The following is a 24547-nucleotide window of genomic DNA, read 5'->3' as shown; positions in this document are numbered from 1 at the left end:
TTAATCGGCGAGGTAATACTCAACCGTGGAGACGACCCGGACTTTTTTAATATGAGGGTTATTGGCATCGCGCGCGTCGATCGAGAACTGTCCCTGTGAGGCGCGCTTAATTTTGCCCAGCCGGCTATTGGAGTCGGCGGCAAACTTATTGGCCACTTCGCGGGCGTTGTTGGTGGCTTGCTCAATCATCGCCGGTTTTATGTCGTTGAGGCCGGTAAACAAATATTGCGTTTGACTGTCGTAGTTGCCGGCGGTAAGTACGATGCCTTGTTTGCCCAGTTCACCCACGCTGTTCATCGTGCGGCGCACTGTGTCGATATCGGTACTGTACACCGTTACGACCTGAGTGGCCGAGTAGCGAAACCTTGGCTCGGGGCCGCCGTAGGATTGTGCGGTTTTATCGGTTACGGTCGGGGCGTTAACGCTGATATCGGCCGGGGCGATATCGTGTGCCAACAAAAATTGACGTATTGCTTCACTGTTGCTGTCGATGTCGCGATACAGCGCTGCCAAATCATTGCTGGCAAGGGCGTAGCTAACCGGCCATATAACGATGTCGGCGGGCAGCTCTTGCTCGGCCAGACCTTTGACGGTAACCGACCGTTCATAATCTTTTACGGCGATGGCGGTACTGTGTAACTGATACCCTAACAGCCCGGCGGCGGCCAACAGGAAAAGACCCAGTAGCAACGCGGCGGATGTGTTTGATCGAGTTGTTTGGTCGGTCACATTAATGCCTCTTGGTCCAGTCAAAGGGTGTCTGGTTTGACGTATTAATTTAACCCTGACGATATAGTCTATCCTCAGATAAGCGAAGTGTCATGTAACTGTGGCACTATAGCCATGAAACAGCACGATCGCGAAGGATCGCGCGCTATCCAAACTCGTTGACGGTGAGTTTTTGGCTGAACACATTAGGGAATGGTAAAGAAGGAGCGTAATGGTGAACGCACAAGCCGGTAGCCAGTGGGTGGCTGATACGGAGCTCGAGCATTTTGAGCAAACCAGATTAACGGTAAATTATAACCAGCGTGCCTTTAGCGCCACGTTGGTGCGAGCGGCGGATAACCCCAAAGTCGCGCGTCGCGCCGTGTTGTATGTTCACGGTTTGACCGATTACTTTTTTCAGGTGCATTTGGCCGACGCCTACCGCGCCGAGGGTTACGCGTTTTACGCCCTTGATTTACACGGTTACGGGCGCTCGTTACGCCCGGATGAACGGCCCAATTACTGTGAAGACATCGCCGAATACTACCCCGAAATTGATGCGGCGATTGCGCAAATTAAAAGCGATGGTGCCGAAAAGTTACTGATTAATGCGCACTCGACGGGCGGCTTAATCACCTCGCTTTACGCCCACGAGGGGCGCTATCGCGAGGCGATAGATGCCCTGTATTTAAATAGCCCGTTTTTAGAGTTTCCGTTTCACGGCTGGGAGCGCCTGGCGCTGCGGGCGGTAGTGGCATTGGGGCGCTGGTTTCCGCATATTGCGTATCACCATGGTATGCCCTCGATGTACGCCAAGAGTATTCACAGTGATTTTTACGGCGAGTGGCACTACAACATTGCCCTTAAGCCAACCGATGGGTTTCCGATAACGGCCGGTTGGGCGCGGGCTGTGTATTTTGCCCAGCGGCGGTTACACGAGGGGCTGGATATTGCGTGCCCGGTGTTGGTGATGCACGCGGCGCGATCGATGCGCGCCACCGAGTGGAGCGACGACCTGCTGGCGGTTGATACGGTACTTAATGTCGACCATATCCGCCGCTACGGCCCCAAGCTGGGTAAGCAGGTAGCGCTGGCAGAAATTGAAGGGGGCATGCACGATTTGGCGCTGTCGCCCAGTGCCGCCCGGGCCGAGGTGTTAACCGTTAAGTTTTTGTGGCTCGGGCAAGTGCTGGGTGAACATCCGGCGCGCTAACTCATACCTTTACCCGGCTGCTTTGTGCAGCTGTAAATTGCCCAGCCCGTCTACCTCGGCTTGCCAGCCAGGCGCCAGCAAGGTGGTGGATACTTGCTCGCAAATCAAAGCAGGCCCCGCGAGCTTGGCATAAGCCCCCAGTTTATCCCGCAAATACACCGGGGTAGCGCCAATATCAGGCAGCTGGGCGACATACTCGGGCGTGCATTGCGCGAGCGGGTTAAGTGGCGGCAGCGGCGGCACCTGGCCGGCGGCGCTCACTCTTACTCGTACATTCACCAGCTCTACCGGTATATCCAGCTGATGCCCATAACGCTGGGTGTGGGCGCGATGAAAATCCTCGGTGGCGGCCGCAAGCTGGGTAAAAGGGCAGTTTAGGGTGAAGCTCTGGCCGTAATAGCGTAAATCTAAATTGATTTGGGTTTGAATCTGCTCGCGGGCAACGCCTTCGTTTAATAGCTGCTGCATGCCGTCGGCGCTGAGCTCAGCGATTAGCTGGTCGATATGGCTGGCGTCGCACTCGTTAACCCGGGTGCCTATGGTGCGTGATAGCTGCCGCTCGCGAGGGGCCACCAACATCCCCAGTGCCGATAAAACGCCGCCGTGTATGGGCACCAGTGCGCGGCTCATACCTAACTCGTCCGCCAGGGCGCATACGTGCAGGCCGCCGGCGCCACCAAAGCAGCACAAGCTAAATTCGCGCGGGTTGCGGCCGCGCTGGACGGATATAACCCGCAAAGCGCTCACCATATGCTCGTTGGCGAGCTGGATAATGCCGGCCGCCGCGGCCTGCCGTGTCAGCCCCAGAGGCTTGGCTATGGCGTCAACCGCTTGCTCGGCGGCTGGCGCATCCAGCGCCATAGCGCCGCCTAAGAAATACTCTGGCCGCAAGCGCCCCAGCACGGCGTTGGCATCGGTCACGGTGGCACGTAAACCGCCTTTGCCATAGCAGGCGGGCCCCGGGTGGGCCCCGGCGGATTCGGGCCCTACTTGCAATAAGCCGCCGGCGTCGATGCTCGCCTCGGAGCCGCCGCCAGCGCCGATGGTATGCATATCAACCATGGGCACGGCTACGGGGTAAGGGCCCAGGCGCCCTTCACTGGTCAGTTGCAGCTCACCATCGATCAAGGCGACATCGGTCGAGGTGCCCCCCATGTCAAAGGTCAGCAGTTTTTCGGGCTCGCCCTCGCTGCCAATCAGGTGGGCAAAATGCGCCGCGGCGGCCAGCCCGCCAGCGGGGCCCGAGAGCAACAGGTTAACGGCCCGGTCGCCGGCCTGGGCGGCGTCAATGGTGCCGCCGGATGACTGCATTACGCCCAGCGGGCTGGGGGTGATGCCCGCTTGTAGCCGGGTCAGGTAGCCTTGCACCTTAGGCCCAAGGTAGGCGTTTAGCCAGGTGGCGATGCCGCGCTCGTACTCGCGGTACTCCGGTAGCACAAACGATGAGCGGCAGCTAAACACGCTGCTGGGGCACGCTGCCTGCAAGCGCTTTTCGTCACCGTCATCGAGAAACGAGTACAGCAGGTTGATGGCGACGGCGGCGGGCTGACGCTTGGCGATTACCGCTTGCAGGTGCGTAATATCGGCCTCGCTCAGCTCGCTGATACGCTCCCCCGAGGCGCTTAAGCGGCAGCCCACCTCGATACAATCTTCAGGCGCTACAGGCACCGGGCGCGGTTCGGGCTGCAGGTTATAAAGTTGCTCGCGGGTTTGCCGGCCAATGCTAAGTATATCGGCGCAGCCACGATTGGTAATGTATAAGGTGTGAGCGCCTTTGCGCTCTAGCGCCGCGTTGGTGGCCACTGTGCTGCCGTGGATCACCGTTAACTCACCCCGGGCCAACGCCTGCTCGAGCCCAAGCTCGGCAATACCCTGCAGTATCGCGCGCTCTGGAGCGTCGGGGGTTGAAAGCACTTTGTGAATGCGGAGTGTCCCGGCGTGAGCCAGCACAAAGTCGGTAAAGGTTCCTCCGGTATCAACACCTAACAGCATTATTCGTCCAGTTTATTAATCGTAAAAGCGCTATTGTAAGGGGCTGGCAGGCGCGGGGTAAGAGGTTATTTGATACTTGTTTGATGGGGGCGTATTGGGCGAGTGTTTACGGCGGGCCATTTTTTTGGCCCAATAGCGCCTGACAAAACACTGTGTGCTTTGCACCTGAGATATCTACTAATGCCAGAATTACCCGAAGTTGAAACCACCTTGCGTGGTGTCGCGCCGCACATTGTCGGTCATCAAGTGATCGCGCTAACGGTGCGTCAGCCGCGTTTGCGCTGGCCAGTGCCGCCCGAGCTGGAGCGCCATCTTAAAGGGCAAACGTTATTGCACGCGGCGCGGCGGGGTAAATATCTGTTACTGGGTTTTACCGGGGGCACCGTGCTTATTCACTTGGGTATGTCGGGCAGCTTACGCATTGTCCCGCCGGGCACAGCGGCGGCTCCTCACGATCATGTGGATATTCAGTTTGGTGATAACTTGCTGCGCTACCATGACCCGCGCCGCTTTGGCTCGATCTTGTGGCAGCCGGGTGATGTATACAGCCACGCGTTACTGGCGCATCTCGGGCCCGAGCCGCTCAGTGAAGAGTTTTCAGGTGAGTATTTGTTTCGCCGCGCTCGCAAGCGCACACAAAACATCAAACAGTTTTTAATGGACAGTAAAGTCGTGGTCGGCGTGGGTAATATTTACGCCAATGAAGCGCTCTTTATGGCCGGCATAAAACCGATCCGTAAAGCCGGCACCCTTACCCGGCGCGAATGCGACGAGCTGGTGGCGCGGGTAAAATTTGTTTTAGCCCGTTCTATCGAGCAAGGCGGCACCACCTTGCGCGACTTTGTTGGCAGCGACGGTAAGCCCGGCTATTTTAAACAACAGCTTTTAGTGTATGGCCGTGGCGGCGAGCCCTGTGTGCAGTGCCACAAGCCTTTAAAAGAAGTAAGGTTGGGGCAGCGCACCACTGTGTATTGTACCGCCTGCCAGCGCTAGCTTATTTTTTGCCCTCACTCGTAACGCAGCGGCGATTTAAATATGCTATAAATGCAGGGGGATTTTTACCGCTGCGGGCTTTTGCGGCTCGCGGCAATCATGATAAAACGACCGATAACGCTCCCACCCAACAGCTGGAAACTGGGTGCGAGTTATCAATGATATCGAGTCGTTGGCAACTTATGGACAGAATGCAATGAAAAAACTACTCGCCGCGTCGTTAATGACCCTCTGTATGTCTACCCAAGCGGCTGAGCCCGTTTATGAACTAATGGACTTAGTGGGCAGCAAAGAGCAAATGGAGCAAGTCTCGTCGCAAATGGTTACCATGATTACCTCATCTAACCCGGCGCTTGCGCCCTACAGTGATGAAATTAGCGCGTGGACTAACAAGTACTTTACCTGGGACGCCATGAAAGGTGATATGGCCGAGATCTACCGTAAATACTTTACCGAAGACGAGATTAAAAAATTAATCGACTTTTACAAAACCCCGGTAGGGCAAAAAGCGATTAATGTTATGCCGCAGCTGTTTCAGGAGGGGAGTGAGGTAGGTATGCGCATTGCCCAAGAGCATCAAGCCGAGCTACAGGCAATTTTAGAAAAAGCTCAGCAAGAAAATCAGCCCGCTGAGCCCGAGGCCCAGTAGTCATCTTAACTCAGGCGGGCTTGTTTATTTAAGCCCGCCTGAGTTAAAGCGCTAGCGCCGGGCAATAATCCAAACGGCGTGAATAATGCCGGGGATGTAACCGCATAAGGTCAGTAAAATATTCAGCCAAAAATGCAGGCCAAAGCCTACCTGTAAAAAAACGCCAACGGGCGGCAGTAAAATCGACAGTATCAAACGAATAATATCCATACATCTTCCCTTTTTACATATTCCACATTAAAAATGCACGTACGACATCTGGTGGTAGGCTGAGTGGGCCTGTTGGTCAATGTCGCACGCGCATGTCTGGTTAAACACCGGGCTTTGCACGGTGCTTTAAGCAACTTGTCGTTTGTGTTTGCCCTCGGCGAGCTCTTCAATCAGTTTGTTATTGAAGGCTTCTAAATCCTCTGGGCTACGGCTGGTTACTAAGCCGTTTTCGCATACCACTTCTTGATCGTGCCAATTGGCGCCGGCATTAACCAAGTCATCTTTAATGGATGGGTAAGAGGTCACGTCCCGGCCATTGATAACACCTGCGCTGATCAGCACCCATGGCCCGTGGCAGATGGCACCTACGGGTTTATGTTGCTCAAAAAAGCGCCGGGTAAAGTTCAGGGCATCCGTATCGCTACGCAGCGAATCGGGATTAAACAGGCCGCCTGGAATAATAAGCATATCGTAATCATCGGCACTGGCTTCGGCAAGTGCGCGATCGACTGGATAATCATCGCCCCAGTCGGTCTTTGCCCACGCTTTAACCGTATCTTTTTCAGCTGAGACAATCTCGACTTCTGCGCCGGCGGCTTTTAGCGTTTGCCGTGGCGATTGCAGCTCGGATTCTTCAAAGCCGTTTGCGGCTAAAATGGCAACGCGTTTACCTTTTACTGAATAACTCATACAAAACCTCCATACTCTGTATTAACGGGGTTAGCTGTTAGCGGTGGGTACCGCTTAACTGGTTTGTTGCAAAGGTTGAACCAGCTTTTAAAAAGCGCCGTAAAACAGCCAATAGAGCGGTTAGTACGAGTAATGGTGCACAGTTTAATGCCCGGTGGCGTCTTCGCGGCGCCATTTTAAGGGTTTTACTTGAAAAGTTTACAAGCCATAGTGCTCGGTTAGCCACTGCTGCGCCGCTTGCATTGAGTTGACCACAACGGTCGCGCCGCTGAAATCCAACCCGCGAGAGTACTCGTTAAGCACAACAATACAAGGTAGCCCGGCAGCCAGTGCCGAGCGTAACCCTGTAGGGCTATCTTCGATGGCGATACAGGCGTCGGCGTCAAGCTGCATTTGTTGCAGCGCGTGTAAATAAACATCGGGCGCGGGTTTGGCGTGGGTGACATCTTCACGGGTGGCGACGATAGGGAAGTACTGCGCAAAGCCGTGTTGGGTGAGCGTGGGCTGCACCTCGAGTGCAGAGGCTCCGGTGGCGATGGCCATTTTAAGTGAACGCGCCGCTACCCACTCCACCAGCGTTTGCGCGTCGGGTATTAATGGGCAGGCGTCTTTGCCAAAGGCACCCAGGGTTAATAACTCGCGCTTGGCAAATAATTCCTCGGCGCTTAACGGCAAGGGGTAGTGGGCGACTAAATACTCGGCATTAAAGTGGGTCGGCACGCCGGCCAAATGTGCTTTGTATTCGTCCTCCGGGAAGTCACAGCCGTACTCGGCGAGCAGCTGAACCCAAAGTAAGTAATGCTTGCGCTCGGAGTCGACCAGAGTACCGTCGTGATCAAAAATGACACCTTGTAACATAACTACCTCAATACCTGTTGAGCCGATATGTTACCACGGCTTTGGCCCCCGGGATGTGGCGAATAGGGCGCGGGTATGTGTACAAAGTCCGTTTTGCATTGCACAATTAAGGTATAACAAGCGCTATTGAGAGGATGACCACCGCACCCCTTGCGATGCCGGAGCTGCCCATGAAATCTTTGATTGTGATAATCGCGCTGTTGCTGAGCTGTTGGTTTATGACCGACGTGCGCTCAGACAATAGCTTATTCAATGTGATTGCCCCGCTCGGGGTAGTGGTTTTTTCGATTGCCCTTGCCATATGGGTCGCCTTTGCTTTGGCGGCGCGGCGCTCGGATGGCAATCAGCCGTCGCCGGGGCCGGATTTTTTTGATGGGAGTGGCGGCTCGGACGGTGGTGGCGATTAATCGTTTAAACTCTGCAAAGGTCGCAGGCACAAAATAAAAAAAGGGGTAGCCCTAAGGCTACCCCAAATCCGATTTCATGAAGCTATCGGGGGAAGATGATTGAGCGCAGGCGGTACAGCTTGCGCTCGTTATTGAGTTCTAGGCTCGCACGCTGATCCAGTCGCCCTCGAGTTTTAGCTCGTAGATGGGGATGCTAACGCCCTCCTCGTCTAGGCACTCGCCGGTGCGCAGATCAAAATGCTGTTTGTACAAAGGCGATGCAACACAAAATCGCTCGCCCTGTGAGCCGATTAAACCGCGCGACAGGACGTAGGCTTTGCCCAGCGGGTCGTAGTTACCCACGGCAAACAGTTCATCCAGCTGGCGCGAGTAAAAAATAGCGACCTGATGACCGTTTACCAAAGCGCAGACGCCGGTATCGGGGGCAATCGAGTTTTTGTCGCACACTTTTACCCAGGTGGCTTCGGTGTTTTCTGCAGTTGCTGTACTCATTGTATTCTCCACTCTTACTGCGCTAATTCTACGGCCGGGATTTGATTTTTACGCTCTTCCTCGCGCGCTGGGCGCTTTTGACCGCGCTCGGCAACGTAGGCGAGGCTGCTGTCAGGCTCTGCCGCGTTAATGAAGTGGCTAAAGCGCTTGAGTTTTTCTGGGCTCTCGATGGTGGTTTTCCACTCACACTGGTACTTGCCAATGTTGTGCGTCATCTCGTCTTCCAGCTCTTGGCCAAGGTTGAGCTTGTCGTTGATGACAACGTCGCGGAGGTAATCCAGGCCGCCCTCTAAGTTCTCTAACCACACCGAGGTACGCTGCAAACGATCGGCGGTGCGAATGTAAAACATCAGCACGCGGTCGATGTATTTCACCAGTGTCTCGTCGTCGAGGTCGGTGGCAAATAAGTCGCCGTGACGCGGGCGCATACCGCCGTTACCACATACGTACAGGTTCCAGCCGTTTTCGGTGGCGATTACGCCGATGTCTTTTGATTGCGCCTCGGCACACTCACGGGTACAGCCGGATACCGCAAACTTAATTTTGTGTGGCGAGCGCAACCCTTTATAACGATCTTCCAGGGCGATGGCCATGCCGACACTGTCTTGCACGCCGTAGCGACACCAGGTGTTGCCCACGCACGATTTAACGGTACGCAATGATTTGCCGTAGGCGTGGCCGGTTTCAAATCCGGCATCTACCAGCTTGCGCCAGATCTCGGGCAGCTGATGTAACTGAGCGCCAAACAAGTCGATGCGCTGGCCGCCGGTGATTTTGGTGTACAGGTCGTACTCTTTGGCCACTTCACCCAGCACGATCAGTTTATCCGGGGTGATCTCGCCGCCGGCAACCCGTGGCACTACCGAGTAAGTGCCGTCTTTTTGCATGTTGCCCAAATAAATATCGTTGGTGTCTTGCAGGCCCACTAAGTTGTCGCTTAAGACATACTCGTTCCAGTAAGACGCCAGGATGGAGCCTATTGCTGGCTTGCAAATCTCACAGCCCAAGCCGGTACCGTGGCTTTGCAATAACTCGTCAAAAGTTTCGATTTTTTTAACGCGGATAATGTCGGCCAGCTCGACCCGGCTGTAGGCAAAGTGCTCGCAGATATCGTTTTTAACTTCGATACCTAGATTTTCCAGCTCGTTGTCCATTACCTGCTTAACCAGCGCCGTACAACCACCGCAACCGGTAGTGGCGCCGGTGCAGGATTTAATGCCGCCCATATCGGTGCAACCGCCCTGCACTGCCTCGACGATGTCGCCTTTGCTGACGTCCAAACAGCTACACAGCTGTGCGGTATCGGGCAGGGCATCGACACCCATACCCACGCTGGCGCCGCCTTCGACTTGCGGCAAAATCATTTGCTCTGGGTCGGCGGGCAAATCCATATTGTTGACGCAAATTTGCTGCAACGTGCCGTAGGCTTCGGCCTCGCCTACCAGTACTGCGCCCAGCAGTTTTTTGCCGTCTTCCGAGACGATCATGCGCTTGTAAACTTCTTTTACACCGTCTTCGTAGGTGTAAGTTTGCGCGCCGGGCGTGCGGGCGTGAGCATCGCCAATACTGGCGACGTCGACGCCCAGTAACTTGAGCTTGGTGCTCATGTCGGCGCCGGTGAATTGCTCGTCGCCTCCCTGAATGTGCGACAGCGCCACTTTGGCCATTTGGTAGCCGGGTGCCACCAGACCAAAAATTTTGCTGTCCCACAGGGCGCATTCACCGATGGCGTAAATGTCTTCGACTGAGGTGCGGCAAAAGTTGTCGATTACAATGCCGCCGCGCTCGCCAATATCGATGCCGTTGTTGCGGGCGATTTCGTCCTGCGGGCGGATACCGGCCGAGAACACAATCATGTCGGTGTCTAAATGGCTGCCGTCGGCAAACTCCATGCGGTAGCGGCACTCATCACCGGCGACGATTTGCTGGGTGTTTTTCTCGGTGTGTACCGATACGCCCATGGCTTCGATTTTGCGGCGTAGTAGGTTGCCGCCGCCCTCGTCTAGCTGCACGGCCATCAGGCGCGGGGCAAACTCGATAACGTGAGTGTCGAGCCCTAAATTTTGCAGCGCGTTGGCCGCCTCGAGGCCCAACAGGCCACCGCCGACCACCACGCCGGTTTTGCTCTGCTTGGCCGACTCGGTGATTGCCTCTAAATCTTCGATGGTGCGATACACCAGACAGTGGGGCTGATCTTTACCGGGAATTGGCGGCACAAACGGGTAAGAGCCGGTAGCCAGAATCAGTTTGTCGTAGCCCTCTACCCGGCCCGAGGCGGTGGTTACGGTTTGCGCGTCGTGATCGATTTCGACCACTTTATCGCTCAGGGTGTAAACCACACCGTTGCTTTGGTAGGCCTCTTCCGAGGTCAGCATCAGGTCGTCGACGCTGGAGCCCGAGAAGTAACTGGAAAGCTTCACCCGGTCGTAAGCCAGGCGCGGCTCTTCCGAAAAGGTGATGACTTCGTACTGATCGGCTTTTTCACTTTTAACGACATCGTCGATAAATTTGTGGCCGACCATGCCGTTTCCTACCACGATGATTCTTTGCTTGCTCATGACTGTCCTCTGCTCGTAATGGGTTGCGCGGGGCGATGCGTTAGGCGCTTAGGCTGTTGACTAATGCGTCGCTGTTAACCAGCGATTGCGCGTTTAGTTGGCTGTGCAGGTCGACCACATGCCCCACCATAATGATGGCTGGTGATTTAACCTGATGTTCGCTAACGGCTTGTTCCAGCTCGGCCACGGTGGTGGTGACCACGCGTTGGTTGCTGCGACAGCCGTTCTCGATAAGCGCGGCCGGTGTATTGCCCGCCAGCCCCGCTGCGGTTAACTGGGTGCTGATAAGCCCGGCGCGGCTGACCCCCATATAAAACACCAGGGTGTGATCGAGCGCGGCCAACGCTTTCCAGTCCAGATTAAGGGTGGTTTCGCCGTGCCCGGTGACCAGCGTGCAGCCCTGGGCGATACCGCGATGGGTTAGGGGGATGTCGGCGGAGCTCGAGCAGCCAGAGGCGGCGGTAATGCCCGGTACTACCTCGGCATCGATACCGGCTTGGCGCAGGGTCAGCAGCTCTTCGCCGCCGCGGCCAAACACAAACGGGTCGCCGCCTTTAATACGGCACACGTTTAAGCCGGTCAGGGCGTGATCTACCAGCATTTGGTTGAGATCTTCCTGTGCGACTGAATGATGGTTTTTGACTTTGCCCACATACACTGCGGGTGTGCCCTCGGGGAAAAGTGCGCGAATCTCACCGCTGACCAACTGATCGAAAAAAATGATATCGGCGGTTTGGATCAAGCGCAGTGCTTTTACGGTTAATAGATCGGCGTCGCCGGGGCCGGCGCCTACCAGCCAGACTTTACCCGGGGCGCGGCGGCTTTTGGCCGGCGTCAGGGTATGTATCTGAGCGCGTGTTGATGTCTGGTTTTTGTGCATGGCGCTTACTCTTGGCTAATTCACAGGTTTTGAGCGTCTTATGGCGCTGTTTGATATGGGTAGGAGCAAAGACGGTGCCAAGGCCGGGTAATACTTTTAAATCGCTGGTTTTTTGTATTAAAAACAGTTGCTTACGTTAAATTACAAACGCCGCCGTGGTGTTGGCCAAAAATAAGCTGTGCTCCAGGGTGGAGCCCGGTGCACGCAAAAATGCACAATGCGGGAGCGATCCGGGTGTTTTTGGTGTGGTCTTTTATGGTGCAAATGGTATTGCTTTAGGCTGGCGTCTGTCCGAAGTGGTGCACAGTTTTGCTTCGCGCTGGGGCGCGAAATCTACAGCGCGGCCCCCCGGCTGACGGACAGGCTGATTGTGAGTATTATTGACGGGTTGGTTCACAGATTGCCTTATCTAAATAAGCGCGCTCGCGATACGCATCGCGTCTGTTCGTTGTGCGGTTAGTGGCGCGTCTATGCTAAAAGGTATGATGTTACTAAAGGTACGATTGACTGGCAGTGCTCGCTATTGTGTGCTGCTTGTTTTATACACACCCCGATTACTGTTAACAGCCAAGGCTTTATGAGCGATACCCGCGCTTCACAAACACTGCCCGTACCTACGCCTAACACGCCGCTGGTGGATAATTTCGGTCGCGAGATTACTTATCTGCGTATGTCGGTCACGGATCGCTGTGATTTGCGCTGCGTTTACTGCATGGCGGAGGACATGACGTTTTTACCGCGCAGTGAAGTGCTGAGCATTGAAGAGCTCACCGAGTTGGGCCGCACGTTTGTGGCCATGGGGGTGCGCAAGCTGCGTATTACCGGCGGTGAGCCACTGATTCGCAAAGGCATTTTGACGCTGATGGAAAATCTGGGAGCGCTGAAGGGGTTGCATGAGCTGTGCCTCACCACCAACGGCACTCACCTGGCGCAATACGCCCAGGCGTTAAAAGACGCCGGTGTCGACCGAATTAATATCTCGCTGGATACCCTAAACCCCGAGCGCTTTCGCAGTTTGACCCGCTTTGGCGATCTAAACACCGTGCTCGATGGTATTAAGGCGGCTAAGGCGGCGGGTTTTAAGCGCATTAAATTAAACTGCGTGGCGCTAAAAAACCGCAATGCCGATGAAGTGGATACGTTGGTGGGTTTTGCCCTAGAGCACGGATTGGATATCAGCTTTATTGAAGAGATGCCACTGGGCGCCATTACCGAGCACGGCCGCGCTGAGGAGTTTGTTACCAGCGCCGAGCTGCGGGCTACCATTGGGCAACGCTACCCGCTTACCCCCAGCAGCGAGAGCTCCGGCGGACCGGCGCGCTACTGGCGCCACGCCGGCTATGACTCACGTATTGGTTTTATCTCACCGCACAGTAATAATTTTTGCGCCAGTTGCAACCGGGTGCGCCTGACGGCCACCGGCCGCTTGCTGTTGTGCTTAGGGCAAGAGCACAGCCGGGATCTGCGTGCCGTGATACGCGACCCTGACCTTGACAGCGCTATGCTGCAACGGGCGATTACCGAGGCCATTAGCATTAAACCCAAAGAGCACACCTTTGATCTGGCCACCGACGAGCCGCAGATTGTGCGCTTTATGAATACCACCGGCGGTTAACCCGCCCGAGCATCGAGTACCCTAATGAGCAGTTCCAGTGAATTCATTCCCCTGAATGTTTGTGTGTTAACCGTCTCCGACACCCGCACCGAGGCCAACGATACCTCGGGCCAGGCCTTGGTTGAGTCACTCAGTGAGGCGGGCCATCAGCTGTTTGCCCGCGATTTAGTGCCCGACGATATTTATCAAATTCGCGCTACTTTGTCGCACTGGATCGCCCAGTGCGAGCCACAAGTGGTGCTGATAACCGGCGGCACCGGCTTTGCCGGGCGCGATAGCACCGTGGAGGCCGTCACCCCGCTGTTTGATAAAACCGTGGTGGGTTTTGGCGAGTTGTTTCGGCAAGTCTCCTATGAAGAAATAGGCACCTCGACGATACAATCTCGCGCTACCGCCGGGCTGGCCAACCGCACCTTGATTTTTTGCCTGCCGGGCTCTACCGGTGCCTGTAAAACGGCGTGGTCGATTATTCGCGATCAGCTGGATGCGCGGCATAAGCCCTGTAATTTTGTCGGGCAGTTGCGCTAATGGCGACGCCGTTATCTGTCGCCGAGGCCCGCGAGCGATTGTGCGCCGATGCCCGGGCGCGATTTAACAAGCGTGCCGCCAGCCGGCAAACGGTGCCCTTGGCGCAGGCCTGTGGGCGCGTGCTCGCACAGGATGTGGTGGCCGAAGTCGATGTACCCCCGGCGGCCAATAGCGCTATGGACGGCTATGCCCTGGCCGCCGCTGATGCTTGCGCGGGCGCCGTGTTGAGCGTGAGCCAACGCATAGCCGCCGGTGGGGTGCCACAACCTTTAATAGCGGGCACTTGCGCCCGCATTCTTACCGGTGCCGAACTGCCCCCAGGGGCCGATACGGTCATTATTCAAGAAAACTGCGAGCGCAGCGGCGATCAGGTCACCCTAAAGCAAGCCGCGCAGCGCGGCGACAATATTCGCCCCCAGGGGCAGGACATCGCCACCGGCAGCGTGGTGTTGACGGCCGGTCAGCGCTTGCGCGCGCAAGATGTTGCGCTGCTGGCGAGTATCGGTTGTGCCGAGGTGGCCGTGCGCCCTTTGTTAAAAGTGGCGGTACTGGCCACGGGGGATGAGCTGGTTGAGCCGGGCCAGCCGCTCGGCGCCGGTCAAATTTATAACTCCAACCGTTATTTACTGGCGGCCATGTTGGGCGAGTTGGGGGTTGAGGTAGTGTACCTGCCGGCTGTGGCCGACACCCTTAAGGCGACTACCGAGGCGCTACGCCAGGCCGCCAGCAGCGCCGATATTGTGGTCAGCACCGGCGGCGTCTCGGTGGGCGATGCCGATTATATTAAGCCGGCGGTAGCGTCGCTGGGGGCGCTGGATATTTGGAAGATCGCGCTTAAACCCGGTAAACCACTGGCGTTTGGCCGGGTGGGTAACACCCCTTTTTTTGGTTTGCCGGGCAATCCGGTGTCGGCGTTTGTCACCTTTGTGTTGTTGCTTGAGCCCTATGTGCAAATCCTGCAGGGTGTGGAGCCGGCGGCATTAGAGATATACCAGCGGCCTGCGCGCTTTAACCGGGTTAAAGCCGGCAGGCGGGATGAGTATCTGCGCGGCCGTATGACTGATGCGGGCGTGGTATTGCACCCTCAGCAAAGCTCGGGGGCATTATCGTCTGTTAATTGGGCCGATTGCCTGGTGTGGCTAAAGGCGGGCGAGACGGTGAGCACAGGAGAGCCTGTGCACGTGCTACCACTGCGTCAATGGCGCTCGGCACAGGCTTAATCGGGGGCGTTTATTACCAGCACCAGGAGTTGGGTAGCTTTTTAAGGTAGGCACGGCGGCTGCTGATAAGCTCGGTATAGGAGGCCATTAACGATAAATCGACGGCTTTGCCGTGAACTTTAAGCTCGTGCACCTGGCGCTCTAGATCGGTAATCTCGGATATCAACTGGCGGCGCAATGCCCCGGTGTGATTGATATTGATAGACACCCCAAAGGTGCTACCCGCGTGTTTGTGTGATGGGCGTGTTGCCATGGTTCTCTCCGTTATTTGCCAGCCGTTATTTGCCAGCTGTGCAGCGCAAGAGTGCGCGCACAATCGTCCTGTGATTTTGCTATTTAAAGAGCTTAGCACGCGCTGAGGGTGGCAGAGTGCGACTGGCGCAAACTTGTTAGAATTTTTTACCGTTTGCCGGTGCGGCCACCACGGCGAGTTGTTATATCGTCCGCGCGTCGGTATCTGGCCAGGCTTAGTCCTCTTCCGGGCGGCTCAGCAGCTGCAAGCGTTGCCAAAAGCTCCGGCTGCAATCCCGGCCATCGGCCACGGCCCAAAAAGGCGGGTTGAGGATACTCTCGCGCGTGTTGTATGGCAGTGGCGTTAAGGTGTCTGCATTGAGTACGGCACCCCCCGCGCCCTCCAGTACCACCTGGCCCGCGGCAGTATCCCATTCGCTGGTGGGGCCAAGGCGAGGGTATAGGTCAAAAAGGCCCTCGGCCAGCAGGCAAAACTTCATTGAGCTGCCTAAGCGGGCCGGTGCCTCGCGTTGCCCCGTAAGCTGGCTCAGCGCCTGGCGAAGGCGCGCCTCGGTGGCTGTGTCCTGGCGGTGGCCGCAAATCAACATCGGCTGCGCCGGCAGCGGGCGTGAAGTTAATCGCTGCCAGGGGCTAGCGTGAGTAGATTTAAAGCTGCCCACCGGGCCATGTTCTGGCTGATGATTCCCCAGGTACAGACGCCCGCTGGCCGGGCAGTACACGATCCCCAGCTCGGCTTTGCCGGCGCAAATGAGGGCAATATTAACGGTGTACTCGGGACGGGCGCGAATAAACTCGCGGGTGCCGTCCAGTGGGTCGATAAGCCAGTAACGCTCCCAGTCGCGGCGGGTTGCATAGGGCGCAAGCTGGGCCTCCTCCGAGATAATAGGCAGGTCCAGAATCGACGGCAGGGCGGAATTGATAATGTCATGGGCGGCGAGATCAGCTTGGGTAACGGGGGATAAGTCGGTTTTTTCGGTGATCTCCCAGCGCGCTTCGCGGGCGACAGTGGTAATTGCCTCGCCGGCCTCAATGGCAATGTCGCCTAAGCGGCTTAGCCGCGAGCCGTTATCCATGTTGTTCCAGCCAGGCCCGGGCGAGAAATAACGCGGCAATGGTGCGCCCTTCTATGACGTCGTCGCGCATCGACAGTGCCAGCAGGTCTTTGATGTCGCAGGGCACCACCTCCAAAGGCTCGGGCTCATCGCCGGCCAACTGCTCGGGGTATAGTTCGCGCGCCAGCAAAACGTGGATTTTGTGCTCCATATAGGAGGGCGATAAGTGCACGCACTTTAGGTAATCGAGCTGCCCCGCGCCGTAGCCGACCTCTTCTTTTAGCTCGCGGTTGGCCGACTGCTCGGGTGTTTCGCCCCGGTCCATGGCGCCCTTGGGCAGGGACAAATGGTAATCTTCCAGGCCGCCGGCGTACTCGCGCACCATAAGCACTGTATTGGCGTCGAGCATGGGGACGATCAGTACCGCGCCGGGCCCACCGCTGCAGAGTTTTTCGTAACGCCGCTCGACGCCGTTGCTAAAACGCAAATCGAGTTGCTCGGCGCGAAACAGACGGCTTTGGGCGACGGTTTGGCGCTGCAGTATTTGTGGTTTTTCGGGCATGTGAGGGTCCGTAGGCTCGCGGTTAACGGGGCGATACTCGCCCTTAAAATGGGTTACACTGGCGCTCGACGTAAGGGCGCAGCCCTGTCGATGCCCAATAGCTTACCCAATAGCGTAATAGTAACAAGAAGGGCCCTATAAACACGACCCATAACGCAATCGCCATAGTGCCGCTTGCGCTTGGTCAGGGATGGCCGGTGACGTTTGAGAAACGAAGTTTCAGTGTACCCCATCCCCGCTAGCTTCTGTGCAACCCGTCAGGCTGTGCAACTAAATCGGCGGCCCGTGCGTCTGATTGACAGCAAGCACGGTTGCCCGCGTGTAAAGATCAACAGGAAGAGCCATGATCAGGTTACATAATATTCATAAATACTATCGCACTGGCGAGCAGTCGTTGCATGTGCTGAAGGGAATCGATCTGACCATCGCCGAAGGTGAGCTGGTGTCGATTATGGGCTCGTCCGGTTCCGGCAAGTCGACCCTGCTGAATATTTTGGGGGTGTTGGATCACTACGACAGTGGTGAGTACACCCTTGCAGATCACCCCATCAATCATATTAAAGAGCGTCAGGCAGCGGCGCTGCGCAACCAGTTTATTGGCTTTGTGTTTCAGTCGTTCAACTTGCTGCCGTTTAAAAACGCGCTAGAGAATGTCGCGCTGCCTTTGTACTACCAAAAAGTGAACCGCAAAGTACGCAATGCCCGCGCCCTGGAGTATTTGGACATGGTGGGGCTCGCCGATCGCGCCGAGCATATGCCCTATCAGTTATCCGGCGGACAAAAACAACGGGTGGCAATGGCGCGCGCACTAGTGACCCAGCCCAAAGTGATTTTGGCCGATGAGCCCACCGGTGCACTCGACAGCAAAACCACCGATGAAGTCATGGGGGTGATGCATAAAGTGCACAGCCTGGGTAACACCATCGTGATTGTCACGCACGAGCAGGATATCGCCGATCAGACTCAGCGCCAGATTATTTTGCGCGATGGGCGGGTGGTAAACGCTGCCGGTGAACCTATACACCCGGCGCCCGTGGAGGCCTAAGTATGTGGGATGGCCTGCAGGAAATCCTCTTTACCCTACGACAAAATAAATTGCGCACGGCCCTGACTGCCTTTGGTGTGTTTTGGGGTATTTTTATGCTGATATTGTTGCTCGGGGCTGGCCGCGGTATGCAAAACGGTGTGATGAATACCTTTGGCGATGAATCGCTCGATTCGATTGTGATCTGGACCGGAACCACCTCCGTGGCCTATCACGGTCGCGGCCTTGGCCGCAAAATTATGTACACCAACGAAGACATTGAGGCCTTGCGCCATAACATCGATGGCTTGCGCTACGTCACCGGTGCTAACTCTATGGGGCAGGGTTCGGTGGTGTACCGCAATAAGCAAGGCATGTTCGAAACCTACGGTATCGACGACCGTTTTTTTAAAATTCGCGATAAGGTGCCCTTTCGTGCCGGCCGCACAGTGAATGTGTTGGATGATGCACAGACGCGCAAAATTGCCGTCATTGGCACCACGGTACGCGACCGTTTATTTGGCGCGAATACGGACCCGGTGGGCGAGTGGATTAAAGTAAATAACGTGCATTTGATCGTAGTGGGGGTGTTTCACGATCGCGGCAATAACGGGCGCGACTCAGAGCGGGTGTATGTGCCTTACAGCACTTTTGCCAAAACCTTTGGCCGGGGCAATGAGGTTCACACCATTTGGGCGCGCCCCGATGAAAGTGCCGATGGTTTTGCGGTGCAAGAGCAAATGATCAAATTATTGAAGCAGCGCCACGGCGTCTCGCCAGATGATCGTCGCGCGATTCAATCGTTTAACTTTGCCGAGCCGGCCAAAATGATTAAAGGGCTGTTTGTCGCGATTAACGGATTCATTTGGTTTGTCGGGTTGGGCACGCTCACCGCAGGTATCGTGGGTATTAGCAATATTATGATTATCACCGTCAAAGAGCGCACCCGAGAGATTGGTATTCGCAAAGCGCTGGGCGCCACGCCTTTTAGTATTGTCAGCACCTTGTTAATGGAGTCCATCCTGGTTACCAGTATTGCCGGTTATTGCGGTTTGGTTTTGGGAGTGGGGTTGGTCGAGTTGATGGCCTACGGTTTACAGGTATCCGGCGCCGAGCTTGAGTTTTTTCGTCGTCCCGAGGTGAACTTTCAGGCGGCGGTAACGGCCGTGCTGTTACTGATTATTGTCGGTGCACTGGCGGGCTTAGTGCCGGCTATGCGCGCGGCGCGAATTATGCCGGTCGAAGCGATGAAGGCTGAATAGTGCGATGGATCAAGGACCGCAACTGTGATTGATTTTGATAAGTGGCAAGAGATTTTCACCTCTCTCGCGCAGCATAAATTGCGCACCACCCTGACGGCGTTTGGTGTCTTTTGGGGTATTTTTATGCTGACGGTATTGTTGGGCGCCGGCACCGGGCTGCGCAATGGTGTGATGGATGGTTTTCCGGCATCGCCCAATAATATTTTTATCTGGAGCGGCAGCACCACTCAGTTGCCCTACAAGGGCTTGCCGATTGGGCGACGGGCCACGTTAAAGCCCGATGATGTCGCAGCGATAAAACGCGATGTGCCGAGCGTCGCCGAGGTGTATGGTCAAAACAGTATTGGCGTTTGGTCGGGCACTCCGCCGTATACCGTGCATAAAAACAACAGTGGTACTTTTTTTGTACAGGGGGCGCACGCGGGTATGGCGCCGATACACTCGGTAACCGTTACCGAGGGGCGCTATTTAAATGCAATCGATGATCGGCAAAAGCGCAAAGTTGCCGTTATCGGTGCGCGGGTTAAGGAGCAGTTGTTTGACCCGGGCGAGCCTGTCATCGGTGCGGATATTCGCGTAGCGGGCATTAACTTTCAGGTAATTGGAACGTTTGATTCGCAACAGCGCGGTAACAACTCGCAGGACGAAGAAAAAATACATATCCCTAACGATACGCTGCGACATGCGTTTAATCAGTCTGGCTGGATTGGCAGTTTTGTGATTCAGCCTAAACCCGGTATCCATGCCAGTGAAGTGGAGCAGCAGGTCAAGCAATATCTGCATCAGCGCAAAGATGTGCACCCGGACGATGTCGGGGTATTTGGTAGTTTTAATTTGCAGGTGGAGTACGACAAAATTCAGGGGCTGTTTACCGGCATCAACTTTTTTAGCTGGCTGGTGGCGGTGGGCACGATTACCGCCGGCGCTATTGGTGTCGGCAATATTATGTTGATTGTGGTTAAAGAGCGCACCCGGGAAATTGGCGTGCGCAAGGCGCTGGGGGCAACGCCGTCGTCAATTGTATCAATGATTGTGCAAGAGTCTGTGGTGATTACCGCAGTGGCCGGATACTTTGGCCTGGTGGTGGGTGTGCTACTGCTGGCCGGCGTGTCCAGTGTGCTGGAGGCAACGGGCGGCTCGGATATGTTTGCCCGGCCCTCGGTGGACTTTACCACCGCCTTAATTGCCGTGTTGGTGCTGATTGTCTCTGGGGTGCTGGCATCTTTGTTACCTGCCGCCAAAGCGGCCGCGGTGAACCCGATTATTGCGTTGCAAGATGAATAACAGAATATAAATTCAGTCACTTTTTTATTGAGCCGAATGTCATGAAAAAATTTTTTGGAATTGTTTTATTGCTGTTGGTGGCGGTGTTGTTTATTGGCACGGCGGTGTTTTTGTACAAAAAGTCACAAGAGCAGCCAGTAGTGTATGAAACGGATTCACCCTTTGTCACCAACATTGTGAAAAAGACGGTGGCCACGGGTAAAGTGATACCGCGCAAGCAGGTCAATGTTACCTCACAGGTCTCCGGGGTGGTGGAGGAGCTGTACGTGACCGCAGGCGAAACCGTTAAAAAAGGTGATTTGGTCGCGAGAATCACATTGGCGCCAAATATGGTCACGTTAAACCACGCCGAATCGCAGCTGGAAAGCGCTCGCATTAGCTTTGAAAACGCCGAGGAAGAGCTCAATCGGCAAAAGAATTTGCTGCAGCAAGAGCTGGTATCGGTCTCGGCTTACAATAAGTATCGTCTGGAGTACGAGTTGGCCAAAGAGGCTATGCACTCGGCCGAAAACAATCTGCTGCTTATTCGTGAGGGCGCGACCCGTCAGTCCGATTTGGTATCTAACCGAATTCGTGCCACCGCGGACGGCATGATTCTGGATGTGCCGAACAAAGAGGGCGCGTTTATCGTTGAGTCGAGTACCTATGGCGCCGGCACCACGGTGGCCATTCTGGCCGATATGACCGACATGATTTTTGAGGGCCTGGTGGACGAAGCCGAAGTGGGCAAGATTCGCGAGGGTATGGAGCTGGTACTGGACGTGGGCGCGCTGGAGGGTGAGCCCTTCTCGGCCGAGCTGGAGTATATTTCTCCGCAGGGGCAGGACGATCAGGGCACCATTAAGTTTGAGATCCGCGCGGCGGTGATTTTATCGGACAAGTTATTCTTGCGGGCTAACTACAGCGCCAACGCCGACATCGTATTGGACAAGCGCGAGGATGTGCTGGCGATCAACGAAAGTAACCTCCTGATCGAAGACGATAAGTACTTCGTCGAGGTGCAGACCGGGCCGCAGCAGTTTGAGCGCCGCGAGATTGAGGTGGGCTTGTCGGATGGGATTAACATCGAGGTTGTATCTGGGCTGGCTGAAAGTGATAAAATCAAACGGCAGTAACGCCCGCAGGGTTTGGGCGTTACCCTCGAGGCGTCGCGAGCGGTGCTGCGCCCTTACTTTTTTAGCTTTTTGCTCAACTCTAGAGGTACACCATGATCGATTGGCAAGCTATTGATACCGTTATGCTGGATATGGACGGTACCTTGCTCGATCTGCACTTTGACAATTATTTTTGGCTGCATCATCTGCCGGCGCGCTACAGTGAAATTCACGGGGTCGACTTTGAAATCGCCCGCGCCAAGCTCGCCGAGCGTATCGATGAGCACCTGGGGAGCCTGCAGTGGTACTGTCTGGAGTTTTGGTCCGACGCTTTGGAGTTGGATATCCGGGCGCTAAAAGAAGAAATTAAGCACAAAATTCAGATACGGCCGCACACCGAAGAGTTTCTCGACCGGCTGCGCGCCGCCGGCAAACAGGTGATGTTAGTCACCAACGCTCACCCGCAAAGTATGTCACTTAAATTTGAGGTGACACAGATCGATAAACGCTTCGATTTGATTGTCTCCTCCCACGAGTTCTCCCACGCTAAAGAGGCTCAGGAGTTTTGGCACGCCCTGGCGGCACGCGAGCCATTTGACCCCGCCCGCACCTTGTTTGTCGACGACACCTTACGGGTGCTGGATTCGGCCCGCGACTATGGCATTGCTCATTTGTTGGCGATTCATCAACCCGACAGCCAGATCGCGCGGCGTATTGAGGGCTACCCCGCGATTGAGCACTTTAGCGAGATTATGCCGGAGGCGCCCCGTGGGTGAGCCTGTCAGCACCCGGGTGCGGGTCGATAAATGGCTGTGGGCGGCGCGTTTTTTTAAAACCCGCAGTCTCGCCAAAACGGCCATCGAAGGTGGTAAAATTCAGACGGACGGCCAACGTATTAAACCCAGCCGCGAGCTGGAAGTCGGTATGATGCTGACCATCCGTCAGGGCTGGGATGACAAAACCGTCGAGGTGTTGGCGCTGACCGATAAACGCCGCGGTGCGCCCGAGGCACAGCTGCTGTACCGCGAGACGGAAGATAGCATTGCCCTGCGCGAGCAGCGCGCCGCCGAGCGCAAGGCGGGGCTGGGCAGTTTTATTGTCAGTGATCATCGCCCCAACAAAAAAGAGCGGCGCCAGATCCACCGGTTTCGGCGCACCATGGACGAGCCAGACTAACCCTCGACACAGCTTTTATCTATGACCCGGCGCGCGAATGCGTCTGTTTTTGTCAGTTTTGGAACCCCTATGATCAGCAACGATTTACTCCACCGCTTTATTTTTGACGACTGTGATATTCGCGGTGAGATTGTGACGGTGGGAACCAGCTACCGCGAAATTCTGAGTCATAACGACTATCCCCAGGTGGTACAGGCACTGTTAGGCGAATTTGTCGCCGCGGTAGCGCTGTTATCCAGCACGCTTAAGTTTGATGGCGTGGTGACCCTGCAGGCGCGCGGTGAAGGCGCCCTATCGTTAGTGATGGCTGAGTGCAGTCATCACAATGAGATTCGCGCGATCGTACGCCCGGCACCCGAGGGCGAGATCGATGCCGATGCCGCCAGCCTGTCGGACTTACTGGGTCACGGCGTGCTAGCTATTACTCTCGACCCGGCCAAAGGCGAGCGCTATCAGGGTGTTGTGCCGCTGGATGCCGATAATTTGGCCGGCTGTTTAGAGCATTATTTTCGCCAGAGTGAGCAGCTTGAGACGCGCTTTTGGTTGGCCGCCGATGAAAACGCCGCGTCGGGCTTATTGCTACAGGCGCTGCCGCAGCAGTTGTCGGCCAGTGCCGAGGCCAACGCCGACCAGTGGCGCACCACCATAGCGCTGGCCGATACCGTATCATCCGAGGAGTTGTTGCGGATCGATCATCAGCAGTTGTTGTACCGCTTGTTTCACGAGCAATCGCTGCGTCTGTTTAGCCCCGGCGAACTGCGCTTTGCCTGCAGTTGCTCGCGCGAGCGCAGCGCCGAAGCGCTAAAGTCTCTGGGGCAAGAAGACGTCGAGCACCTGTTGGTCGAAAAAGGCGAAATCACTATCGATTGCCAATTTTGCAATCAACTGTATCGCTATAACGCGGCCGATATCCGCGCGCTGTTTGGCCAGGGGACACTCCATTGAGTTGCGCCTGGAAAAACATAAGTGTACTGCTGGGAGGCTTGTTGGCGCTGACGGTTCAGGCGCAAACGGTTGAACAAAAACCACCGGTTACTGACGCGCCGGCGCGCGCGAAAAAAACCACTTTGATCAAGCAGGAGCCGGAAAAACGCTGGGAGGCCGGTATCGGTGTGGGCGGTCTCTATGGGCCGGATTACCGCGGCTCGGAATCCTACCGCGATTATATTGCGCCGATTCCGTACCTGGTGTATCGCGGCCCGGTGTTTCGCACCGACGGCGACGGCCTGCGCGGCGATTTTTTGCGCACCGAAGCACTCGAGCTGACCGCCAGTATGGCGGTATCGGTGACCCCCGACAGCGACAAAAACGAGCTGCGTGAGGGCATGGAAGAACTGGGTTCCACTCTGGAAGCGGGCCCGGCCATTAACGTTAATTTAACCGGTACGGATTTCTCTCAGGGCTTTTCTCTGAGCTTTCCGGTGCGCGCTGTGGTTGCCTTAGGTGACGGCTCGCCGGAGTACATCGGGCTGGTGACTACCCCTTCGCTGATTTACCGGCAGGCGATTAAAGGCGGCTGGAAGTGGACAGCACGCACCGGGCCTGTGTTTGCCTCGGGTAAGTACCACGACTACTACTACACCGTAAAACCCGAGTACGCCCTGCCCGAGCGCCCCGCCTACGAGGCCAGCAGTGGTTACAACGGCTTTAATGCCCAAACGGCTCTGAGCCGGCGCTTTAGCGATTATTGGTTTGCGTTTTATTTGCGTTACTCAAACTTGCAGGGTACTAATTTCCGAGATAGCCCGCTGGTCGAGACCGAGCACAATGTGATGGGCGGTTTTGCCATTAGTTGGGTGATTTTTTAATCGCTGCAATAGACAGCGTT

Annotated in this window: 26 protein-coding genes; 15 read left to right on the top strand and 11 right to left on the bottom strand. The window is 55.8% G+C overall.

Annotated elements, in window-relative coordinates; translation table 11 throughout:
* Window positions 1-729, bottom strand: coding sequence for an SIMPL domain-containing protein (locus AAC019_RS05075; protein WP_339897501.1), 729 nt, complete (start codon window positions 727-729; stop codon window positions 1-3).
* Between the two features lie 211 nt (window positions 730-940).
* Between AAC019_RS05075 and AAC019_RS05070 the strand changes: the two genes are divergently transcribed.
* Window positions 941-1921: an alpha/beta hydrolase gene (locus tag AAC019_RS05070; protein WP_339897500.1), complete on the top strand. Its 981-nt coding sequence runs from the start codon at window positions 941-943 to the stop codon at window positions 1919-1921.
* Between the two features lie 9 nt (window positions 1922-1930).
* Here AAC019_RS05070 and AAC019_RS05065 read toward each other — a convergent pair whose 3' ends face one another.
* Window positions 1931-3913: a hydantoinase/oxoprolinase family protein gene (locus AAC019_RS05065; RefSeq protein ID WP_339897498.1), complete on the bottom strand. Its 1983-nt coding sequence runs from the start codon at window positions 3911-3913 to the stop codon at window positions 1931-1933.
* A gap of 180 nt (window positions 3914-4093) precedes the next feature.
* On the opposite strand from AAC019_RS05065, the gene mutM reads away from it, so the two are divergent.
* On the top strand, window positions 4094-4906 hold the full coding sequence (mutM, locus tag AAC019_RS05060) for a bifunctional DNA-formamidopyrimidine glycosylase/DNA-(apurinic or apyrimidinic site) lyase (protein ID WP_339897497.1): 813 nt from the start codon (window positions 4094-4096) through the stop codon (window positions 4904-4906).
* Between the two features lie 196 nt (window positions 4907-5102).
* Complete coding sequence (locus AAC019_RS05055) at window positions 5103-5555, top strand: DUF2059 domain-containing protein (protein WP_339897495.1); 453 nt, start codon at window positions 5103-5105, stop codon at window positions 5553-5555.
* A gap of 51 nt (window positions 5556-5606) precedes the next feature.
* Here AAC019_RS05055 and AAC019_RS05050 read toward each other — a convergent pair whose 3' ends face one another.
* The 3 genes from AAC019_RS05050 to AAC019_RS05040 form a co-directional block, all read right to left on the bottom strand.
* Window positions 5607-5765: a YqaE/Pmp3 family membrane protein gene (locus tag AAC019_RS05050; RefSeq protein ID WP_041521829.1), complete on the bottom strand. Its 159-nt coding sequence runs from the start codon at window positions 5763-5765 to the stop codon at window positions 5607-5609.
* A 126-nt stretch (window positions 5766-5891) separates the two neighbouring features.
* The gene (locus AAC019_RS05045) at window positions 5892-6455 is read right to left on the bottom strand and encodes a type 1 glutamine amidotransferase domain-containing protein (RefSeq protein WP_339897494.1); all 564 of its coding nucleotides are present in this window, start codon (window positions 6453-6455) and stop codon (window positions 5892-5894) included.
* Window positions 6456-6653: 198 nt separating this feature from the next.
* Window positions 6654-7313 (bottom strand): HAD family phosphatase, encoded by a 660-nt coding sequence (locus tag AAC019_RS05040; RefSeq protein ID WP_339897492.1) that lies wholly within the window; start codon window positions 7311-7313, stop codon window positions 6654-6656.
* A 170-nt stretch (window positions 7314-7483) separates the two neighbouring features.
* On the opposite strand from AAC019_RS05040, the gene AAC019_RS05035 reads away from it, so the two are divergent.
* Window positions 7484-7720 (top strand): hypothetical protein, encoded by a 237-nt coding sequence (locus AAC019_RS05035; RefSeq protein ID WP_339897491.1) that lies wholly within the window; start codon window positions 7484-7486, stop codon window positions 7718-7720.
* A 138-nt stretch (window positions 7721-7858) separates the two neighbouring features.
* Here AAC019_RS05035 and nirD read toward each other — a convergent pair whose 3' ends face one another.
* From nirD to cobA, 3 genes are read right to left on the bottom strand one after another with little or no spacing between them, the layout of a single operon-like run.
* Window positions 7859-8212, bottom strand: a complete 354-nt coding sequence (nirD, locus tag AAC019_RS05030) for a nitrite reductase small subunit NirD (protein WP_339897490.1) — start codon at window positions 8210-8212, stop codon at window positions 7859-7861.
* Between the two features lie 14 nt (window positions 8213-8226).
* On the bottom strand, window positions 8227-10770 hold the full coding sequence (gene nirB, locus AAC019_RS05025; RefSeq protein WP_339897489.1) for a nitrite reductase large subunit NirB: 2544 nt from the start codon (window positions 10768-10770) through the stop codon (window positions 8227-8229).
* A gap of 40 nt (window positions 10771-10810) precedes the next feature.
* On the bottom strand, window positions 10811-11650 hold the full coding sequence (gene cobA / locus AAC019_RS05020) for a uroporphyrinogen-III C-methyltransferase (protein WP_339897488.1): 840 nt from the start codon (window positions 11648-11650) through the stop codon (window positions 10811-10813).
* A 577-nt stretch (window positions 11651-12227) separates the two neighbouring features.
* Here cobA and moaA point away from each other — a divergent pair.
* From moaA to glp, 3 genes are read left to right on the top strand one after another with little or no spacing between them, the layout of a single operon-like run.
* Window positions 12228-13265, top strand: coding sequence for a GTP 3',8-cyclase MoaA (moaA, locus tag AAC019_RS05015; protein WP_339897487.1), 1038 nt, complete (start codon window positions 12228-12230; stop codon window positions 13263-13265).
* 24 nt (window positions 13266-13289) lie between these two features.
* Window positions 13290-13793 (top strand): molybdenum cofactor biosynthesis protein B, encoded by a 504-nt coding sequence (gene moaB / locus AAC019_RS05010; protein ID WP_339897486.1) that lies wholly within the window; start codon window positions 13290-13292, stop codon window positions 13791-13793.
* The gene (gene glp, locus AAC019_RS05005; protein ID WP_339897485.1) at window positions 13793-15013 is read left to right on the top strand and encodes a gephyrin-like molybdotransferase Glp; all 1221 of its coding nucleotides are present in this window, start codon (window positions 13793-13795) and stop codon (window positions 15011-15013) included. The genes moaB and glp overlap by 1 nt, the downstream gene beginning before the upstream one ends.
* Before the next feature lie 13 nt (window positions 15014-15026).
* On the opposite strand, the gene AAC019_RS05000 is transcribed toward glp, so the two are convergent.
* The 3 genes from AAC019_RS05000 to nudE form a co-directional block, all read right to left on the bottom strand.
* On the bottom strand, window positions 15027-15266 hold the full coding sequence (locus AAC019_RS05000) for a hypothetical protein (protein WP_339897484.1): 240 nt from the start codon (window positions 15264-15266) through the stop codon (window positions 15027-15029).
* Window positions 15267-15480: 214 nt separating this feature from the next.
* On the bottom strand, window positions 15481-16338 hold the full coding sequence (locus AAC019_RS04995) for an inositol monophosphatase family protein (protein ID WP_339897483.1): 858 nt from the start codon (window positions 16336-16338) through the stop codon (window positions 15481-15483).
* The gene (nudE, locus tag AAC019_RS04990) at window positions 16331-16879 is read right to left on the bottom strand and encodes an ADP compounds hydrolase NudE (protein WP_339897482.1); all 549 of its coding nucleotides are present in this window, start codon (window positions 16877-16879) and stop codon (window positions 16331-16333) included. Before nudE ends, AAC019_RS04995 begins: the two co-directional genes overlap by 8 nt.
* A gap of 343 nt (window positions 16880-17222) precedes the next feature.
* Here nudE and AAC019_RS04985 point away from each other — a divergent pair, with 343 nt between their 5' ends.
* The 8 genes from AAC019_RS04985 to AAC019_RS04950 all read left to right on the top strand — a co-directional run bounded on the left by AAC019_RS04985 (window position 17223) and on the right by AAC019_RS04950 (window position 24527).
* Complete coding sequence (locus AAC019_RS04985) at window positions 17223-17924, top strand: ABC transporter ATP-binding protein (protein ID WP_339897481.1); 702 nt, start codon at window positions 17223-17225, stop codon at window positions 17922-17924.
* A 2-nt stretch (window positions 17925-17926) separates the two neighbouring features.
* Window positions 17927-19165: an ABC transporter permease gene (locus AAC019_RS04980; protein ID WP_339897480.1), complete on the top strand. Its 1239-nt coding sequence runs from the start codon at window positions 17927-17929 to the stop codon at window positions 19163-19165.
* Between the two features lie 24 nt (window positions 19166-19189).
* Complete coding sequence (locus AAC019_RS04975) at window positions 19190-20449, top strand: ABC transporter permease (protein ID WP_339897479.1); 1260 nt, start codon at window positions 19190-19192, stop codon at window positions 20447-20449.
* A gap of 41 nt (window positions 20450-20490) precedes the next feature.
* A complete protein-coding gene (locus tag AAC019_RS04970) occupies window positions 20491-21564 on the top strand; it encodes an efflux RND transporter periplasmic adaptor subunit (protein ID WP_339897478.1) in 1074 nt (357 codons plus the stop codon).
* 92 nt (window positions 21565-21656) lie between these two features.
* Window positions 21657-22319, top strand: coding sequence for a GMP/IMP nucleotidase (yrfG, locus tag AAC019_RS04965; RefSeq protein WP_339897477.1), 663 nt, complete (start codon window positions 21657-21659; stop codon window positions 22317-22319).
* On the top strand, window positions 22312-22719 hold the full coding sequence (locus AAC019_RS04960) for a S4 domain-containing protein (RefSeq protein ID WP_339897476.1): 408 nt from the start codon (window positions 22312-22314) through the stop codon (window positions 22717-22719). Before yrfG ends, AAC019_RS04960 begins: the two co-directional genes overlap by 8 nt.
* Window positions 22720-22788: 69 nt before the next feature.
* Window positions 22789-23664, top strand: a complete 876-nt coding sequence (gene hslO / locus AAC019_RS04955) for an Hsp33 family molecular chaperone HslO (RefSeq protein WP_339897474.1) — start codon at window positions 22789-22791, stop codon at window positions 23662-23664.
* Entirely contained in the window at window positions 23661-24527 is an 867-nt protein-coding gene (locus AAC019_RS04950; RefSeq protein WP_339897473.1) for a MipA/OmpV family protein, read from the top strand. Before hslO ends, AAC019_RS04950 begins: the two co-directional genes overlap by 4 nt.
* The last annotated feature ends 20 nt before the right edge of the window (window positions 24528-24547 follow it).

Origin of the sequence: uncultured Gilvimarinus sp. (genome assembly GCF_963975215.1) — a bacterium.
In the GTDB taxonomy this organism is placed as follows: Bacteria; Pseudomonadota; Gammaproteobacteria; order Pseudomonadales; family Cellvibrionaceae; genus Gilvimarinus.
The sequence above is the reverse complement of the archived record's forward strand: the minus strand, read 5'-3'. Positions and strand labels throughout refer to the sequence as shown.

Coding starts and splice junctions, on each gene's coding strand:
- AAC019_RS05070 (WP_339897500.1), top strand. CDS start 941: ATGGTGAACGCACAAGCCGGTAGCCAGTGGGTGGCTGATACGGAGCTC.
- AAC019_RS05065 (WP_339897498.1), bottom strand. CDS start 3,913: ATGCTGTTAGGTGTTGATACCGGAGGAACCTTTACCGACTTTGTGCTG.
- mutM (WP_339897497.1), top strand. CDS start 4,094: ATGCCAGAATTACCCGAAGTTGAAACCACCTTGCGTGGTGTCGCGCCG.
- AAC019_RS05055 (WP_339897495.1), top strand. CDS start 5,103: ATGAAAAAACTACTCGCCGCGTCGTTAATGACCCTCTGTATGTCTACC.
- AAC019_RS05050 (WP_041521829.1), bottom strand. CDS start 5,765: ATGGATATTATTCGTTTGATACTGTCGATTTTACTGCCGCCCGTTGGC.
- AAC019_RS05045 (WP_339897494.1), bottom strand. CDS start 6,455: ATGAGTTATTCAGTAAAAGGTAAACGCGTTGCCATTTTAGCCGCAAAC.
- AAC019_RS05040 (WP_339897492.1), bottom strand. CDS start 7,313: ATGTTACAAGGTGTCATTTTTGATCACGACGGTACTCTGGTCGACTCC.
- AAC019_RS05035 (WP_339897491.1), top strand. CDS start 7,484: ATGAAATCTTTGATTGTGATAATCGCGCTGTTGCTGAGCTGTTGGTTT.
- nirD (WP_339897490.1), bottom strand. CDS start 8,212: ATGAGTACAGCAACTGCAGAAAACACCGAAGCCACCTGGGTAAAAGTG.
- nirB (WP_339897489.1), bottom strand. CDS start 10,770: ATGAGCAAGCAAAGAATCATCGTGGTAGGAAACGGCATGGTCGGCCAC.
- cobA (WP_339897488.1), bottom strand. CDS start 11,650: ATGCACAAAAACCAGACATCAACACGCGCTCAGATACATACCCTGACG.
- moaA (WP_339897487.1), top strand. CDS start 12,228: ATGAGCGATACCCGCGCTTCACAAACACTGCCCGTACCTACGCCTAAC.
- moaB (WP_339897486.1), top strand. CDS start 13,290: ATGAGCAGTTCCAGTGAATTCATTCCCCTGAATGTTTGTGTGTTAACC.
- glp (WP_339897485.1), top strand. CDS start 13,793: ATGGCGACGCCGTTATCTGTCGCCGAGGCCCGCGAGCGATTGTGCGCC.
- AAC019_RS05000 (WP_339897484.1), bottom strand. CDS start 15,266: ATGGCAACACGCCCATCACACAAACACGCGGGTAGCACCTTTGGGGTG.
- AAC019_RS04995 (WP_339897483.1), bottom strand. CDS start 16,338: ATGGATAACGGCTCGCGGCTAAGCCGCTTAGGCGACATTGCCATTGAG.
- nudE (WP_339897482.1), bottom strand. CDS start 16,879: ATGCCCGAAAAACCACAAATACTGCAGCGCCAAACCGTCGCCCAAAGC.
- AAC019_RS04985 (WP_339897481.1), top strand. CDS start 17,223: ATGATCAGGTTACATAATATTCATAAATACTATCGCACTGGCGAGCAG.
- AAC019_RS04980 (WP_339897480.1), top strand. CDS start 17,927: ATGTGGGATGGCCTGCAGGAAATCCTCTTTACCCTACGACAAAATAAA.
- AAC019_RS04970 (WP_339897478.1), top strand. CDS start 20,491: ATGAAAAAATTTTTTGGAATTGTTTTATTGCTGTTGGTGGCGGTGTTG.
- yrfG (WP_339897477.1), top strand. CDS start 21,657: ATGATCGATTGGCAAGCTATTGATACCGTTATGCTGGATATGGACGGT.
- hslO (WP_339897474.1), top strand. CDS start 22,789: ATGATCAGCAACGATTTACTCCACCGCTTTATTTTTGACGACTGTGAT.